At 49.1% G+C, this 14,486-nt stretch carries 13 protein-coding genes; 1 reads left to right on the top strand and 12 read right to left on the bottom strand.

Features of this window, described 5'->3' with window-relative positions; genetic code table 11:
- Positions 1 to 4: 4 nt before the first annotated feature.
- From ABEA14_RS14740 to galU, 3 genes are all read right to left on the bottom strand, one after another.
- Positions 5 to 3,622 (bottom strand): hydantoinase B/oxoprolinase family protein, encoded by a 3,618-nt coding sequence (locus ABEA14_RS14740; RefSeq protein WP_345340820.1) that lies wholly within the window; start codon positions 3,620 to 3,622, stop codon positions 5 to 7.
- A gap of 21 nt (positions 3,623 to 3,643) precedes the next feature.
- A complete protein-coding gene (locus ABEA14_RS14735) occupies positions 3,644 to 5,887 on the bottom strand; it encodes a bifunctional diguanylate cyclase/phosphodiesterase (RefSeq protein WP_345340818.1) in 2,244 nt (747 codons plus the stop codon).
- A 353-nt stretch (positions 5,888 to 6,240) separates the two neighbouring features.
- Positions 6,241 to 7,128, bottom strand: coding sequence for a UTP--glucose-1-phosphate uridylyltransferase GalU (gene galU, locus ABEA14_RS14730; protein ID WP_345340816.1), 888 nt, complete (start codon positions 7,126 to 7,128; stop codon positions 6,241 to 6,243).
- Positions 7,129 to 7,363: 235 nt separating this feature from the next.
- Between galU and ABEA14_RS14725 the strand changes: the two genes are divergently transcribed.
- On the top strand, positions 7,364 to 9,088 hold the full coding sequence (locus tag ABEA14_RS14725; protein ID WP_345340814.1) for a sugar phosphorylase: 1,725 nt from the start codon (positions 7,364 to 7,366) through the stop codon (positions 9,086 to 9,088).
- An 87-nt stretch (positions 9,089 to 9,175) separates the two neighbouring features.
- On the opposite strand, the gene ABEA14_RS14720 is transcribed toward ABEA14_RS14725, so the two are convergent.
- The 9 genes from ABEA14_RS14720 to ABEA14_RS14680 all read right to left on the bottom strand — a co-directional run bounded on the left by ABEA14_RS14720 (position 9,176) and on the right by ABEA14_RS14680 (position 14,321).
- A complete protein-coding gene (locus ABEA14_RS14720; RefSeq protein ID WP_345340812.1) occupies positions 9,176 to 9,631 on the bottom strand; it encodes a GNAT family N-acetyltransferase in 456 nt (151 codons plus the stop codon).
- Positions 9,610 to 10,206 (bottom strand): alpha/beta hydrolase, encoded by a 597-nt coding sequence (locus tag ABEA14_RS14715; protein WP_345340810.1) that lies wholly within the window; start codon positions 10,204 to 10,206, stop codon positions 9,610 to 9,612. The genes ABEA14_RS14720 and ABEA14_RS14715 overlap by 22 nt, the downstream gene beginning before the upstream one ends.
- Positions 10,207 to 10,335: 129 nt before the next feature.
- Positions 10,336 to 10,563, bottom strand: coding sequence for a hypothetical protein (locus ABEA14_RS14710; protein WP_345340808.1), 228 nt, complete (start codon positions 10,561 to 10,563; stop codon positions 10,336 to 10,338).
- Between the two features lie 352 nt (positions 10,564 to 10,915).
- Positions 10,916 to 11,665, bottom strand: a complete 750-nt coding sequence (locus tag ABEA14_RS14705; RefSeq protein WP_345340806.1) for a DUF6882 domain-containing protein — start codon at positions 11,663 to 11,665, stop codon at positions 10,916 to 10,918.
- Positions 11,666 to 11,784: 119 nt separating this feature from the next.
- Positions 11,785 to 12,360 (bottom strand): hypothetical protein, encoded by a 576-nt coding sequence (locus ABEA14_RS14700; RefSeq protein WP_345340804.1) that lies wholly within the window; start codon positions 12,358 to 12,360, stop codon positions 11,785 to 11,787.
- Positions 12,311 to 12,667, bottom strand: a complete 357-nt coding sequence (locus tag ABEA14_RS14695; protein WP_345340802.1) for a hypothetical protein — start codon at positions 12,665 to 12,667, stop codon at positions 12,311 to 12,313. Before ABEA14_RS14695 ends, ABEA14_RS14700 begins: the two co-directional genes overlap by 50 nt.
- A gap of 107 nt (positions 12,668 to 12,774) precedes the next feature.
- Positions 12,775 to 13,197, bottom strand: a complete 423-nt coding sequence (locus ABEA14_RS14690; protein ID WP_345340800.1) for a hypothetical protein — start codon at positions 13,195 to 13,197, stop codon at positions 12,775 to 12,777.
- 109 nt (positions 13,198 to 13,306) lie between these two features.
- Positions 13,307 to 13,759 (bottom strand): hypothetical protein, encoded by a 453-nt coding sequence (locus ABEA14_RS14685; protein WP_345340798.1) that lies wholly within the window; start codon positions 13,757 to 13,759, stop codon positions 13,307 to 13,309.
- Between the two features lie 106 nt (positions 13,760 to 13,865).
- On the bottom strand, positions 13,866 to 14,321 hold the full coding sequence (locus tag ABEA14_RS14680) for a hypothetical protein (RefSeq protein ID WP_345340796.1): 456 nt from the start codon (positions 14,319 to 14,321) through the stop codon (positions 13,866 to 13,868).
- Positions 14,322 to 14,486: the final 165 nt, after the last annotated feature.

Below are 14,486 nucleotides of genomic sequence, written 5' to 3'. Positions count from 1 at the left end.
TCTATTAACTTTTATCTTTGGTTCCGTACCCGCCTCCCCCAGGAGTGCGGATCTCCAGACAGTCCCCAGCCTCAACTTCCACCTGGCAGCAGGCTGGTAACTTCATCTGCTCTCCTACTGACGGTAGCAACACATTTTCGCCACAGCTACCAGCCTGACCCCCTTTGAGTCCTTGAGGTGGTACTGTCCTTCGATTACCAAGCAGAGATACTGTCATCGCCTCTTTGAACCGCAAGGTGCGCTGCACGCCATTGCCGCCTGTATGCACGCCTTGTCCGCCGGAACCTTGTCTGATCGAGAAGCTTTCAAGTCTGACAGGGTAGCGACTCTCAAGAACTTCAGGATCGGTCAGGCGGGAGTTGGTCATATGACTGTGGATGGCATCACAACCATTAAAATCGGGGCCTGCGCCCGTGCCGCCACAAAGTGTTTCGTAGTATTGATGTTTCTGATTGCCAAACGTCAGGTTATTCATGGTGCCCTGACTTCCTGCCTGAACACCGAGCGCGCTCAGCAACACGTCCGTAATGCATTGCGATGTTTCAACGTTTCCCGCCACCACTGCGGCCGGGAAGACAGGGGCCAGCATTGAGTCGGCGGGGATGATGATCTGCAGCGGCTTCAAGCAGCCGCTGTTGAGCGGGATTGGTGCATCAACCAGGCTTCGGAATACATACAAAACTACCGCTTTGGTGATCGCTTGCGGAGCATTGAAATTACTCGAATGCTGCGCGCTGGTGCCGCTGAAGTCTAATGTCGCCGTATTCTGCACTCGATCTACGCTGACCTTGACCCTTATTTGGCTACCATCGTCTGTTTCAATGCATGCTTCACCATCTGAGAGTTTCTCAATGGCTTGGCGTACACAAAGCTCGGCATAGTCCTGAACATGCTTCATATACGCCTGCACGCCAACAACGCCAAAATGGTCGAGCATAGCGCCAAGCTCTTTAATACCGCGTTGGTTAGCAGCTAACTGAGCCTTGAGGTCGGCAATATTCTGTTCAGGATCCCTTGCTGGGTATGGGGAGGCAGCGAGCTTCGACCGAAGCGCCTCTAACTCAAGATCGCCATTTCGAACCAGAAAGAAGTTTTCGAACAGGATCCCCTCTTGTTCGATGGACTGGCTATGGGCGGGCATTGAGCCCGGTGTAATCCCGCCAATATCAGCATGATGGCCACGACTGGCAACATAAAAAAGGATCTGTTCTCCCGCTTCATCAAACAGTGGTGAGACCACGGTAACATCGGGCAGATGAGTGCCGCCATGGTAGGGACTGTTAAGCATGACGCTGTCACCGGGGCGCAAAGTGGATGCATTTTGTTCGCATACGTGGCGAACACTTTCACTCATCGAGCCCAAATGCACAGGCATATGCGGTGCATTGGCCACCAAGTCACCCTGGGTATCAAAAATCGCGCAGGAGAAATCCAGCCGCTCTTTAATATTCACTGAACTGGCGGTTTGCTGAAGTGTGGTGCCCATCTGCTCTGCGATGTGCATAAACAGATTGTTGAACACCTCCAGCATAATGGGGTCAGGTCGCGAGCCTATCGTCAGGTCTTCACTGCGATAATGCGCTTTTGAACGGACAAGCACTAGCTGTTCACTGTTTTTTAGCTGTGCGACCCAGCCAGGTTCAACCACCACAGTGGTTGAAGGTTCTAACAGGATCGCTGGTCCCGAGATAGTTGTGCCGACACTGATCTCTGACCGTTTGTAAAACGGGGTTTGATACCACTTATCGGTAAAGAAAACTGGGCGAACATCCGTTGCCTTAAGCGCGTCGCTAACCGGCTGCTGATTATCTGCTGCGTGGTTTAACGAAACGGTTTTGCCTTCCCGAGATTCGACTTCCACAGCCGCCAGAATCAGCGGTGCCGATTGCACAAATCCGAACTGGCTGAGATGTTGGTGGTGGAATGCCTTGGTGATTTCCTTATTGGTGCCCAGTGGGATCCGAAGTTGTGTGTCAGAGCCTTGATAGCGCAGCCTGAGATGCACCGACGTTTCTATCTCTGCTTTGGCTATGTCTTGCTGGGACAGCGCAGCTTCTGTTGCGGCACTAAGCTCGTTTATCAGTGAGGACAAACTGCTTTGTGACAGCGAGGATAAAGGTAATTCTACCGTCTTTTGCTGGATTTCAGTCACCTGGGCCAGGCCCATGCCGTAGGCTGATAACACCCCTGATAAGCGATGAATAAATACCGTTGGAATGCCTAATTGCTCGGCGACCAAGCAGGCATGTTGGGCACCTGCACCACCGAAACAGGCCATCGCGTATTCAGAGACGTCATGACCACGCTGGGTAGAGATCTTCTTAATGGCATTGGCCATATGGGTGACAGCAATGCGCAGAAAGCCAGACGCGACCTGTTCGGGTGTCAGAGACTTGCCTTGTGCCTGGCTAACCTGTGCTGCCAACGCGGCAAATTTGTCGGTAACAGTCTTGTGGTCCAGAGCCTCGTCGCTGTTTGGACCAAACAGCTTGGGAAAGAAGTCTGGCTGTATCTTGCCCAACAGCACATTGATATCAGTAACTGTCAGTGGGCCGCCGTTTCGATAACTTGCAGGCCCGGGAAACGCACCGGCAGATTCAGGGCCCACTGTAAATCGCGAGCCATCATAGGACAGGATTGAGCCCCCGCCCGCAGCCACCGTATGAATGCTCATCATCGGTGCGCGCATTCTGACGCCAGCTACTTCGGTATCGAAACTGCGCTCATATTCGCCATTAAACAGCGACACATCGGTACTGGTGCCGCCCATATCGAAACCAATCACCTTGTCAAAGCCAGCCTCGCGGGCGGTCTCTACCATGCCGACAACGCCGCCAGCAGGTCCTGAGAGGATCGCATCTTTGCCTTGAAAGCGGTGTGCTTCGGTGAGTCCACCACTACTCTGCATAAACTGCAGCTGGCTATGGCCGAGTGCTTGATCAATGCGGTCAATATAGCGGCGCAAGATTGGTGATAAGTAAGCGTCCACTACCGTCGTTTCGCCACGGCTGATCAGCTTGATTAACGGACTGACCTGATGGGAGACAGAGATCTGGGTAAAGCCAATTTCTTTGGCTAGCTGTTCGGCAGCGAGCTCGTGAGCGGGAAATTCATAGCCATGGATGAAAGCAATGGCGATGGCGCGGATCCCTTGTTGATAGACCTTTTCCAGATCCTGCTTGAGCGCGATGAGGTCCAGTGGTGTCACCACAGTGCCATCATGGTCAACACGCTCTGCCGCTTCCACCACGATTTTGTATAAAGGTTCAGGTCGTGACACGCGCAGGTGAAACAGCTCTGCCCTATGTTGATAGCCTATGACCAATGCGTCTTTGAAGCCCTGAGTGATCACCAGCGCTGTGTCGTCACCCTTGCGTTCCAACAAGGCATTAGTGGCAACCGTAGTTCCCATCTTTACTGAGTCTATGGCGGCGTCAGTTAATGCTTGCTGCCTGTCCAGTTGGATGAGATCGCGGATCCCCTGCAGTGCCGCATCCTGGTACTGGCTGGGATTTTCTGAGAGTAACTTGTGCTGGTGAGCATGACCTTGAGGATCGATGGCGACAATATCAGTGAAGGTACCGCCGCGATCGATCCAGAACTGCCAGCCTGTGGAATGCATATGACGCCTTGCTCTTGTCCGTTAACTGTTGTCGTCAGTCAGGAACGTCAGCAGGTCAGTAAATGGCATTGGCCGTGCGTAGAGGAAGCCTTGTGCTTCGTCACAGCCAATCTCAAGCATATGCTTGGCTTGCGCTTCAGTTTCAACACCCTCGCATACCGTGGTGAGTTTGAGCTTTTTGCCCAATGCCACAATGGTTTCAGCGATAATCGCCCCTTGGTCCTCTTCAACAGCAGTGACAAAGGCGCGGTCAATTTTAATGCGATCGAGTGGTAACTGTTGCAGATAGCTCAGTGATGAGAAGCCAGTACCGAAGTCATCAATCGAGACTTTCACTCCAGCCTCTCGCAGTTTGCTCAGGGTATCGATGACCACGGAAGGATCATCCATGACCACACTTTCGGTGATCTCAAGCTCAAGGCAATCCGGAGCCATATCAAACTGCTGCAGTGTGTTCAGTACCGTATCCAGGAATCTGGGGCTACGGAACTGCTGCATAGATACGTTGACACCAACTGTCAGGCTGCTGAGACCTTTTTCCTGTAGTTGTTTCAGCTTACGCAGCGACTCTTCCAGCACCCAGGCACCAATATCAACGATAAGGCCGGAGTACTCGGCAAGTGGGATAAACTGAGCGGGCGAGATATAACCGCCATTGCCGTCAGGCCAGCGCAGCAGCGCTTCCATACCTGTGACTTTTCTATCTGCAAGTTTGAGCTGTGGCTGGAACCACACCTGCAAACGCCGCTCTGAAAAGTCGTGGCGCAGGCTGCGGATCATGTTCAAACGCTCAGAGGTGGATGCCTCCAGCGCTTGTTCATAATAGGCAAACTTCTCGTTAAGATTCTTTTTCGCCAGATTCAGTGCGATATATACCTGTTTCAGCAGGTCTAACCCCTTGCCAGAAGCTTGCTGCTGGGTGCAAAAGCCGAGCGCGGCCTTAATCGGCAGCATGTTCTCGCCAGCATGGAAAGGGTGATTGAACACTGAAAGCAAACGCTCTGGATTCACCAGTGACTGTTTACCAATAATGCCGAATACGTCTGAGCTGATGCGTGAAACTACACAGCTCTCGCCCAGGGTTTGGGTTAAGCGTTCGGCAACTGCCTTGAGTAGCTGGTTACCTGCTTCCTGCCCCAAGCCATCATTGATATCGGAGAACTGGTTCAAATCAACCAAAGCCACTACCTGTTCGGCGTCTGCCGAAGCCATAAATCCATCCAGGCACTGAATAAAGCCCGCACGGTTAGGCAGCCGGGTCAGCTCATCGGTGTAGGCAGCGTGTTGCAGACGTTGGAAAAGGCTGACATTTTCGTAACCCACGCCGATATTGCCGAGGAACACCTCAAGCAGATTCTGATCCATCTGCGGCATGGGTTTGGCGGAATCAATAAAAATGGCCGCTTCGTAATCACTACTGCTGATGTAGAGCGCAGTATCCTCTTCATCATGCTGGTGAGCGCGCTCTGACAGGCAACGTTCAACCATGGAGCAGATACGAGGATTTGGCAGCTCGTTTAGTGGTTGATTCACAAAGGATGCGAAGTCGCCCGCGGCACCCAACACGTAAATATTGTCATCGGGTTGCTCATATTCCGAACTGACCTGACCTCGACGGGCACACAAAATACCTTCGGGTTTAACGCCAAAGATAGATGCCAGTTGAGTCAGCACGCCTTCTGCGAAGCCCTTCATGGCATGGTGTTCCATCAGGTTAGCGCTGGACTTGATGATCATCTCCAGGCCGCGACGGCTCTGGTTAAGCATTCGGATCTGATGGAACGAACGTATGGCAGTAATGATGGAGGTGACCAGGCGGTTGCGGGTGAGCTCGGTTTTGGTTTTGTAATCATTGATATCGTAATCTTTGATTACCTGTTCTTCCGGCGCGTAACCCGGCTGACCGGTGCGGAGAATAATTCGGACCTCATCCTGCTTCAGGTCATCACGAATGTAACGGGCCAGCTTTAAACCAGCATCGTCCTGCTCCATCACTACATCTAACAGTACGATAGCGATATCTTTTTCGCTCGTGAGGATGGTTTTGGCTTCGTCTGCAGAGTAGGCGTGAAGAAACTCCAATTCCCTGTCGAGAATGGTTAACCCGTTGAGTGCCAACTGGGTCACTGCATGAATCTCATGGTCGTCGTCAACGATCAGGATGCGCCAATTGTCTTGAGCAGGCGTCTCTGATGTTAATTCCTCTTCTTCGTCGGCGAAAAAGAGCAACTCATCATTATCCAGATCCTGATTTTCTGTGGTCATATTGCTCGGAGGCACCTTAATCTACGGCCAAGTGCTAACTGTCATCATTTGTTAGCTTAAGTATCAACATCTTGTTCTATTTAACAATAGTCGAGGAATAAAACCTAGGCCCAGCTTACACGGTCATTTCACACTTCTAAACTTGATTTTGCTGACAAGTGCACAAAGGTCGCAGTGGATTTGCCCGGTTACATAGCTAATCAGTATAGGGCAGGAGAGAGGAGTTGGTTGAATAAGTCTTGTAACTAAATGAAAAATAAAAAAAAGCCGCTTGCTTCCCCATTTTATTGGCCCTGTCGGAAGCAAGCGGCAACCTGGAGTCGGTTCCTCAATTGAGGGTAATAAATCTTTTATCAGGCTGTGATTGATTCCTCGCTGGTTTCAGGTGTTAGCGGAGTCACCTTCTTCGCCGCTTCTTCTGCTTTGTAAACGTTCTGGTAAACGTGGTTGGTCGCTTCGATAAAGCCATCTACGCTACCGCAGTCAAAGCGCGAGCCTTTAAATTTGTATGCCAGAACACAGCCGTCCTGGGCCTGTTTCAGGATTGCATCCGTCAGCTGAACTTCGCCGTTTTTACCGGGGGGGGTCTCTTTGATCAGGTCAAAGATATCGGGAGTCAGGATATAGCGACCAATAATCGCCAGGTTTGACGGAGCATCCTCTGGGGCTGGTTTCTCAACCATGTCTTCGACACGGAACAAGCCATCTTTCATCTCTGTGCCCTTGATAACACCGTACTTATAGGTTTCATCCATAGGGACTTCTTCAATCGCAACGATTGTGCAGCGGAACTGGCGATACAGTTTCGCCATTTGACTCAAAACGCCTTCATCTTCACCAAGACAAAGGTCATCGGCCAGCACCACAGCAAAAGGTTCGTTACCAACCAGGGTCTCACCTGAAAGAATGGCGTGACCTAAACCCTTCATATGATTCTGACGGGTGTAAGAAAAGTCGGTGGTATCGATCAAGGTGCGAATATCGGTGAGATATTCTTCTTTCGATGTACCTGCAATCTCGTTTTCCAGCTCGTAGCTGATATCAAAATGGTCAGCAATCGCACGCTTACCACGGCCGGTAACGAAACCGATCTGATCCAGACCTGCTTCTACCGCTTCCTCAACGCCGTACTGCACCAACGGCTTGTTAACGACTGGGAGCATCTCTTTGGGCATAGATTTGGTCACGGGTAAAAAACGTGTGCCATAACCTGCCACTGGGAATAAACACTTGCGTATCATCTGGGGCACTCCTGAATCGCAATAAACAAACTTGATTGGAGTAGAGCAAGCAGGATGCCAAGTTGAAAAAAAACTATGATTGGCACAGCGAATGCTTTGTCATTGCTGTGTTTTGTCGAAAGAGGGAATTATCTCTTTTGGCCTAATGTACGGAAAATAAGAGATGGCTGTTGCACCAACACGCCATCCCAAAATGCGCTTTATGCACTAAAATGATGCATCGGGAGGTAAGCGAATGCTTGAACCACGGCCGACGGGTGAGTTGTCACAGACTCTGGCTCAACGTTTAACGCGAATTTATGGCGATCAAGCCAGCTTGCCAAAGCTGCTTAACGTTATCGAAGCGAGAGCAAAGCAATATAAAGGACTGGATGCCAGCAGTTGGGATCAGTCCGATATTATTCTTATCACCTACGGCAATAGCCTGGTCAGTGAACCCAAGCCACCACTGCAGGTGCTATCGCAGTTTTTAAATAAGCGATTATCTGAAACTTTTTCTGCCGTCCACATTCTGCCCTTTTTCCCCTATAGCTCAGACGATGGTTTTTCGGTGATCGATTACCGCGCAGTCAACTACAAGTTGGGTGACTGGAAGGACGTGGGTGACATTGCTGGCAATTTTGACCTGATGGCCGACCTGGTGTGTAACCACACCTCTCGCCAAAGTCTCTGGTTTATCGACTTTATTAACGGCGAAGGGGAAGGCAAAGACTTCTTTGTTGAATCAGACCCTGCGGCTGATTACAGCGCCGTGGTGCGACCCAGAACCAGCCCACTGATTGTGGATGTATACACCCGAGAAGGGGTGAAACATGTATGGGCCACGTTCAGTGATGACCAGATCGACCTGAACTTTGCCAATCCCGACGTACTGATCGAGATGATCGACATTCTGCTCGAATACATAGTGCGTGGTGCCAGATATATCCGTCTCGACGCCGTGGCATTTCTTTGGAAAGAGTTGGGCACCAACTGTATTCACCTTGGGGAAACCCATGAAGTGGTGAAAATGATGCGGGATATTTTCACCTGGCTCGATCCCGGACTGGTGCTGATCACCGAAACCAACGTACCCCACGAAGAGAACATCAGTTATTTTGGTTTGGGTGACGAAGCGCAGATGGTTTATAACTTCGCGTTGCCACCGTTGATCCTGCATGGTCTGAACCGTGGTAACGCCAGCTACCTGACCCGCTGGGCTCGCTCGCTGCCTCCTTTCCCGAAAGGCTGCACCTTCCTGAACTTTACCGCCTCCCATGACGGTATTGGTGTGCGTGCTGTTGAAGGCATCATCCCTAAGCATGAGATCAACGACTTGATCGAATCGGTCCACCAGTTTGGTGGTTTCGTTAGCATGAAGGCCAATGGTGATGGCACCAAGAGCCCGTACGAGCTGAACATCTCACTGTTTGAGGCGTTGCAGGGCACACGTAATGGCCCGGATACCTTCCAGATCCCGCGCTTCCTCTGCTCACAAACCATTATGCTGTCACTGCAGGGGATCCCGGCGACCTACATCCATACCCTGACCGCAACACCAAACGATCTGGAGCAGGTCGAGCTGACCGGCCGTACCCGCTCCATCAACCGCCATACCTGGCAGTATGAAGAGCTGGAGAGTTTGCTCGATGACCCGGCCACCAACCAGAACCGGGTATTTGAGTTGCTTACCAAGGTGATCCAGAAGCGCCGCAAACAACCGGCATTCCACCCGGAAGCACCCCAACAGGTGCTGGCGTTGTCGGATACTTTGTTCGCCATTGTTCGTGGTGATGAGGAGACGGGGATGATCCTCTGTCTGCATAACCTCACGGCCTATCCACACGAGGTACATACCATCGAAAAGGTACCGGAATACTTTACCGGAGGCCCTTGTTTGGATTTGCTCTCTGAGCAGGAGATCTCGTTGGATACCTTCGAACTGACGCCATATCAGTGTGCGTGGATCATCGCGAAATAATCTCGAAAGAGAAACGCTAAAAATGCAAAAGCCACTGGATGAGCCAGTGGCTTTTTTGTTGGATGTATAGTCCCGAGCTGTTTTGGATTAGTCGAGCCGTTTGACCAAAAAGAAAGTGGCGTGGCCGACGGGCAGATCATCGATAGTGCCTACCAGTTGATAACCATTGGCTTCATAAAAGGGACGCGCCTGAAAGCTGGTGGTTGAAACCACAGATTGAACACAGCCATTCTCAACAGCCAACTGTTCCGCCTTTGTCAGAACCCGCTTACCGATGCCATTGCCGCGCGCGTGTTCGGGTAACCACATCTCCTCTAGACGCAGGTTGCCACAACTGCAAGATGCCGTCAGGCCGCCGATCACCTCGCCCTCTTCACTGCGTACAAATACCGCCAAATCAATGCTTGTTTTGCTATGTTTGTCCTCAGAGCAGGCCTCTTGGTTAAAGCGGGTAAGTCCTTTGCAGATAATCTCAATTTCTGTGTTTGCAGGGGATAGCTCTGCGGAGATCTCCATACTCATCAACTCTTTTCTTTTATCCATTGCTTCACCGGTCCAACCCATTCAGGAATTGGCCGATAAAACGCACCATGCTCTTTGCCGGTAGAGATCGACCATTCATCGAAAGAGGTAATACGCGAGCTTCGGTTACGCAGTTTGTCACAACTACCGGCACCATCCGATGTCTCGTAGACAGACAAAAAGGCACCATTCATTTTTATGTCAGCATACTTGCTGGAAATAATACGACCACAGCCAGCTAACAGAATGGTGTTGACCGGAGTTTGTTCCAGATTGTGGGAGGTTAGTGCAGTAATAAAAGCGCCGCGAGAGAACCCCATAATCGTGATCTGGTTAGCAGGCACACCGCTTTTCAGAAGCCGTCCGACGTCATTTGCCAACCGCTGAGCATGCGCAAAGGGATCGGTTCCTTTCGGACGGTGATAGGCAATCAGATGATAGTCACTGTCAGCCAGTGCGGCTTTAATGGCCGGAAAGTCATACACGCCCCATCTGTCATGTACGGGAGTGGGGTTTGTCCCTTCAACAATAAAACCATGGGAATAGAAAACATATTTTCCGTTTTCATTAATCTGCTCGGGGAAACTATCGAACACTTCGCCTGCGATGGAGGAGAACGAAAAGAGAGTACAGAGAAAAAGTATAAATTTGATAGTGGCTATCCTTGGATTTCTAAGCCCCAAACAGCCCAGAGAAAAGGGCTGTTTGGGATTTGCATGGGCAGGTTAAGCGCTTTCAGCTTCAGCCTCTTCCTGCGTGCTGGTGCCACCTGACAGTTTAAACATAAAGTAGCCCAGTGCGATCTCAAGATAGGCTGAGTACTTCCAGAGTAAGTCTGGCAGTTGAACGCCAATGAACTCACCCCAAAGGTCAAAGCCTGCAAAGCTACCGATAATATCAACCAAACCAAATACCACCAGCAATGCACCTACAATTTTCAAAACGATACTCATCTTTACTACTTCCCTTGTGTTGATATAAATCGTCCAGGTTGTGCTGTAGCAGCGGCTTCAAAAAGTAGATGTGACTTATTGAATGCTAGCCTGCAAAAGCACCACAAGATTTGAAAAGGTTCCCGAATTGGAAGGGAAAAGAGAGTAACCAGAAGAGCGCCACTTCCTTTCGGCGATAAGAGTGAATATACCCCGACAAAACATATGGAAATACTGTTTTAGTCAAACTTTATGAAGTTGAGTTAAGCTCCTCTGTTTAGGAGTGATGGCTTTGAAAGTAGTTGTGGACGCCCAGATATTTACCGACTTAATAAGTGCCTCGGGTCATTTGTTTACCAGATAAGGCCTTTATCTAGCGCTCTTTTTTTGGTTTGACCCACCTGGCTTTGGAAACAACCATATATGAAAATCCATTCTCACCTGGCGTGCGATAGGCACCAATAGCATTGGTTAATTTTGCCATAATACCTGCCATTTCCCAGCCATCCACTTCATCAGCTGGCCAAAGCGCACACGCGAGCTTCAGATAGTTGCTCTCTTCACCTAGCTCTCGAACACTCTTGGATCGCGTTTTAATAACATCGGTCAGAGAATCGTTTGCCCAGGCCCACATCCAAGTATCTGAGCGAGTAGAAACTGTACCCACGAAATCAACATCGCATTCCACTACGGGCTCTCCATCCTGAGAGAAGACCAATTTTCCCGTTTCTTGATACCAGTCCCATCTTTCATAATTGCCAATACCGTAGGTTTTCATGAAAGACTCTTGAACCTCCTGAAGGTATTCAAAGCTCGATACTATTAGATCTGTTAAAGCCTCATTGTCTTGTGACCAGTTTCTCTCTCTGATCTCTTGATAGCAGCCAGAGCAAACCATTTTAATATTTGCAAAGGCTTCGGACACATCATTCCACTCCCCCTCTTTTTCAAGAACCTCGTCGCACTTATCGCACCAAGCGTCGGGATAAAGTGCATCTGGATCGTCCGGGTCAAACCCCATATGAAACCCTAAGTTTTCTCCCTCACTCAGGTGATGACAAATGAATGTTGTAGAGTTTTTACCATGAGTACTACATTCCATTTTATTCTGTTCATCGCTCATTATTCGTTTCCTTACCAAACGCCGTCTTATCGTTCGACGATTGCGACTTCGCTCTAATGTGGTTCCTATCTAAGCTCAGAGGGCTGCAAAGTAGTTGTGATTTGCCCTGCTACGCTTACCTAGTAAATGTACTGGAGTTTACCTTTGAAATAGTCGACCCCTAAAACCTCGCATTGCTCTGAGACAGATACCTCAAGGCTTCTTTCATAGTGACTACCACCGTACTCTTGGTGCGAAATCTTCTTGAAGCCAAGAATGCTCTTGTAGGTGTAGCGCCACATTTTCTTTCCTCTATATTCACCGTAGATTGGAGAATAAAGGGAAAAGCCTTTTTTCAAAAAATCTGAATAGTACTCAGGAAATTCCATTTGTATGGCTTCCCGGGATAATTCTATGGCTACTTCGTTGGGACAGCTAAGGTTGTGATGTCCGTCCATGTCGCTAGATGCAAAGTATGTATCTTCCCATGGCTCATCTGGCAAGGTTGAACAGCCGAGCACAACGTGCAGTATACAAAATGAGGAGATGAGTTTTTTATGCATGTTTTCAGGTAAATGGACCGCCTTAACAATTGGCAAGTATAAAGGCTCTGCCGCCTCGCGAGTTTCAACAGACGTTGGCTGCGTTGTTGTTTGTTCCGCTTCGTTAGACCTTGCTGGCCCATTGAACTTTATATCGTTCAATGTCTGTAGCAACTATTTCTGCTGGCCAGTGAGAGAGATGTCCGCAGCCACCAAGTTCTGGGTCTGGTGCTAGTACTAAACCTTCAACTAAAACAGGTTTGTGCCCGAGCTTTTTCATTGCCCTAGTTTCAAATTTAAGCAGCGGGCTGCAGCTAAGCCAAATACTGCTTTGATTGAAGCCATCTTTTCTTTCTCCTGCGGGGAGATGGCTAATGCACTCATTCTCGAACTCCCAAACAAGAAGTCCATAAAGGTAAACATTTTTCCCTGCATACTTGTTCAGGTTTTCAATAACTTCGTTAACGCTCAATATTTCCATCGATTTCTACCGCCGCAAGCATGGGCATACTCCAGAGGCTCACTGCGTCGTGTTAGACGTCCCCGGGAGGAGAGAAGCGGCGAGTTAGTGACTTTGATTGTTATATGCTAACTAAGTTTCTTTTCCAATTTCTCTCTTTGAGCCTGGAACTGTGTTCTCGTGCTCTTCATATCTGCGGAGCGAATAATGGCACGGGTGTGCAAGAAGCAGAGGCCGGAAGCCACAAATGTAAGCCATGCCCCTACTCCATAACCGTACTTGAGCAACTGCAGAGGAGTCGAGTAAGTGAGAAAGGTGAGAATGATTGTGGCAGCGGCAAACCCCATTGCCATTGATATCAATATTGTCGCGAAGGTTGAACGAAGTAGTTTCGTACTACCTTTGCTCAGTTTCTCAACGAACTCTTCCTCTGAGTTTATAGCATCAATCTTCCTTAGTATTTGTGAGTCTCTGTAGCGAATGAAGTAGAACACTACGATTCCACCAAGTACTGAGGTAAGAAGGGATACCAGTATTCCTGTTGGTGTCATAAATACTCTCCTTGCATACAACGCCGCAAGCACGGGCAACGGACAGCGGCTCGCCGCGTCGTGTTCGTTGTCCCCGAGGAGCGTAGCGACGAGTTAGTGACTTGCATTGTTAGCCACCAACCGCGCGAATAAACTGTGCGGAATTGTTCAGTTGCAAGCGAATTTTACGATCGCCGCTTTCACCAGCAAAAACGATTTCGGTGGAAGAGCCAGCCTTGGCCACTGACTTAATGCAGGACAATGGAACTCGATGGGTTAAGTCATATTTGGTTCCAATGTACGTGAACGGCGGAAAGATCCCCTTAATACACAGTTCGGTGTCAGTAACGATTACATCCAGGACCTTTCGAGCCCCGCCCAACCTGGTTAAAGCAGATTTAGTGGAGTACCCAGAGGCACCTTTCTCTCTGAACTTTGGGTTAGACAGGTCGACGCTTTGGAACATTCTTTCCGCTTTTTTACCGAACAGGTAAAAGAGAGACAGATTAAACAGACCTATAAAAACTACTACAACCACAAAGACCAGCGGACTTTCGTTCAGGAATACTAGTATTTCGTTCATATTTCTCTTTGGTGGCTAACGCCCCAATCATGGGCGGATTGAGCTGGCTATACTTAGGAGCATAGCGACGTCAGCCAGCGAAAAGACGTCCTTGTGAATTGGTTTGTTAGGTGCCAAGACGCTTAATTTTAAAAGTACCCAGGCTCTTTCTCTGCTCCCACCCCCACTCATCGTAAGAGCCAACCACTTCTGAATCATTCAAACTGCCTTTCAAGTATTTCCCATAGTCGCAAATACTATTCATCCCAATTGATAAATTTTCAGATTCAATTCGATAGGACAACTCTTGGTAAAGAATTCCTAAATCAACATCGGGGAAAAAGCTGTTTTTGGTAGGTGAATAGGATATGACCTCAATTTTTTTCCAATCTCCAACCACTGAACAAAGCTCTTCTGTATCATCATTCGTAAATTCGATTACTAATGTTGCAATGCGCACTTTGCTTAGGTTGTAAACGGTCAGCTCCCATGTTCCTTCTAACCTACTATCAATCGCGAACATCTCAATATAAATGACTATTGAGAGAGCAATGACGCAAACAAAACGAAGAAGAATTCTCATGGCACCTAACGCCCACACTAAGGGGCTTAATAACAGTTTGCTAAAATTGTGAGCGTAAGCGAAACAGCAAACTGTTTTAAGTTGATGTTCACCCGATAAAATAGACACCCTTCTCATCTACCGCGTCACTGCTTCGTATTCGATTGGACTCATGTAATTTAAGCT

The sequence above is a fragment of the Corallincola platygyrae genome, from assembly GCF_039544265.1.
In the GTDB taxonomy this organism is placed as follows: Bacteria; Pseudomonadota; Gammaproteobacteria; order Enterobacterales; family Neiellaceae; genus Corallincola; species Corallincola platygyrae.
The sequence above is the reverse complement of the archived record's forward strand: the minus strand, read 5'-3'. Positions and strand labels throughout refer to the sequence as shown.

Coding starts and splice junctions, on each gene's coding strand:
- ABEA14_RS14680 (WP_345340796.1), bottom strand. CDS start 14,321: ATGAGAATTCTTCTTCGTTTTGTTTGCGTCATTGCTCTCTCAATAGTC.
- galU (WP_345340816.1), bottom strand. CDS start 7,128: ATGATACGCAAGTGTTTATTCCCAGTGGCAGGTTATGGCACACGTTTT.
- ABEA14_RS14685 (WP_345340798.1), bottom strand. CDS start 13,759: ATGAACGAAATACTAGTATTCCTGAACGAAAGTCCGCTGGTCTTTGTG.
- ABEA14_RS14695 (WP_345340802.1), bottom strand. CDS start 12,667: ATGGAAATATTGAGCGTTAACGAAGTTATTGAAAACCTGAACAAGTAT.
- ABEA14_RS14740 (WP_345340820.1), bottom strand. CDS start 3,622: ATGCATTCCACAGGCTGGCAGTTCTGGATCGATCGCGGCGGTACCTTC.
- ABEA14_RS14720 (WP_345340812.1), bottom strand. CDS start 9,631: ATGGATAAAAGAAAAGAGTTGATGAGTATGGAGATCTCCGCAGAGCTA.
- ABEA14_RS14725 (WP_345340814.1), top strand. CDS start 7,364: ATGCTTGAACCACGGCCGACGGGTGAGTTGTCACAGACTCTGGCTCAA.
- ABEA14_RS14705 (WP_345340806.1), bottom strand. CDS start 11,665: ATGAGCGATGAACAGAATAAAATGGAATGTAGTACTCATGGTAAAAAC.
- ABEA14_RS14735 (WP_345340818.1), bottom strand. CDS start 5,887: ATGACCACAGAAAATCAGGATCTGGATAATGATGAGTTGCTCTTTTTC.
- ABEA14_RS14690 (WP_345340800.1), bottom strand. CDS start 13,197: ATGACACCAACAGGAATACTGGTATCCCTTCTTACCTCAGTACTTGGT.
- ABEA14_RS14710 (WP_345340808.1), bottom strand. CDS start 10,563: ATGAGTATCGTTTTGAAAATTGTAGGTGCATTGCTGGTGGTATTTGGT.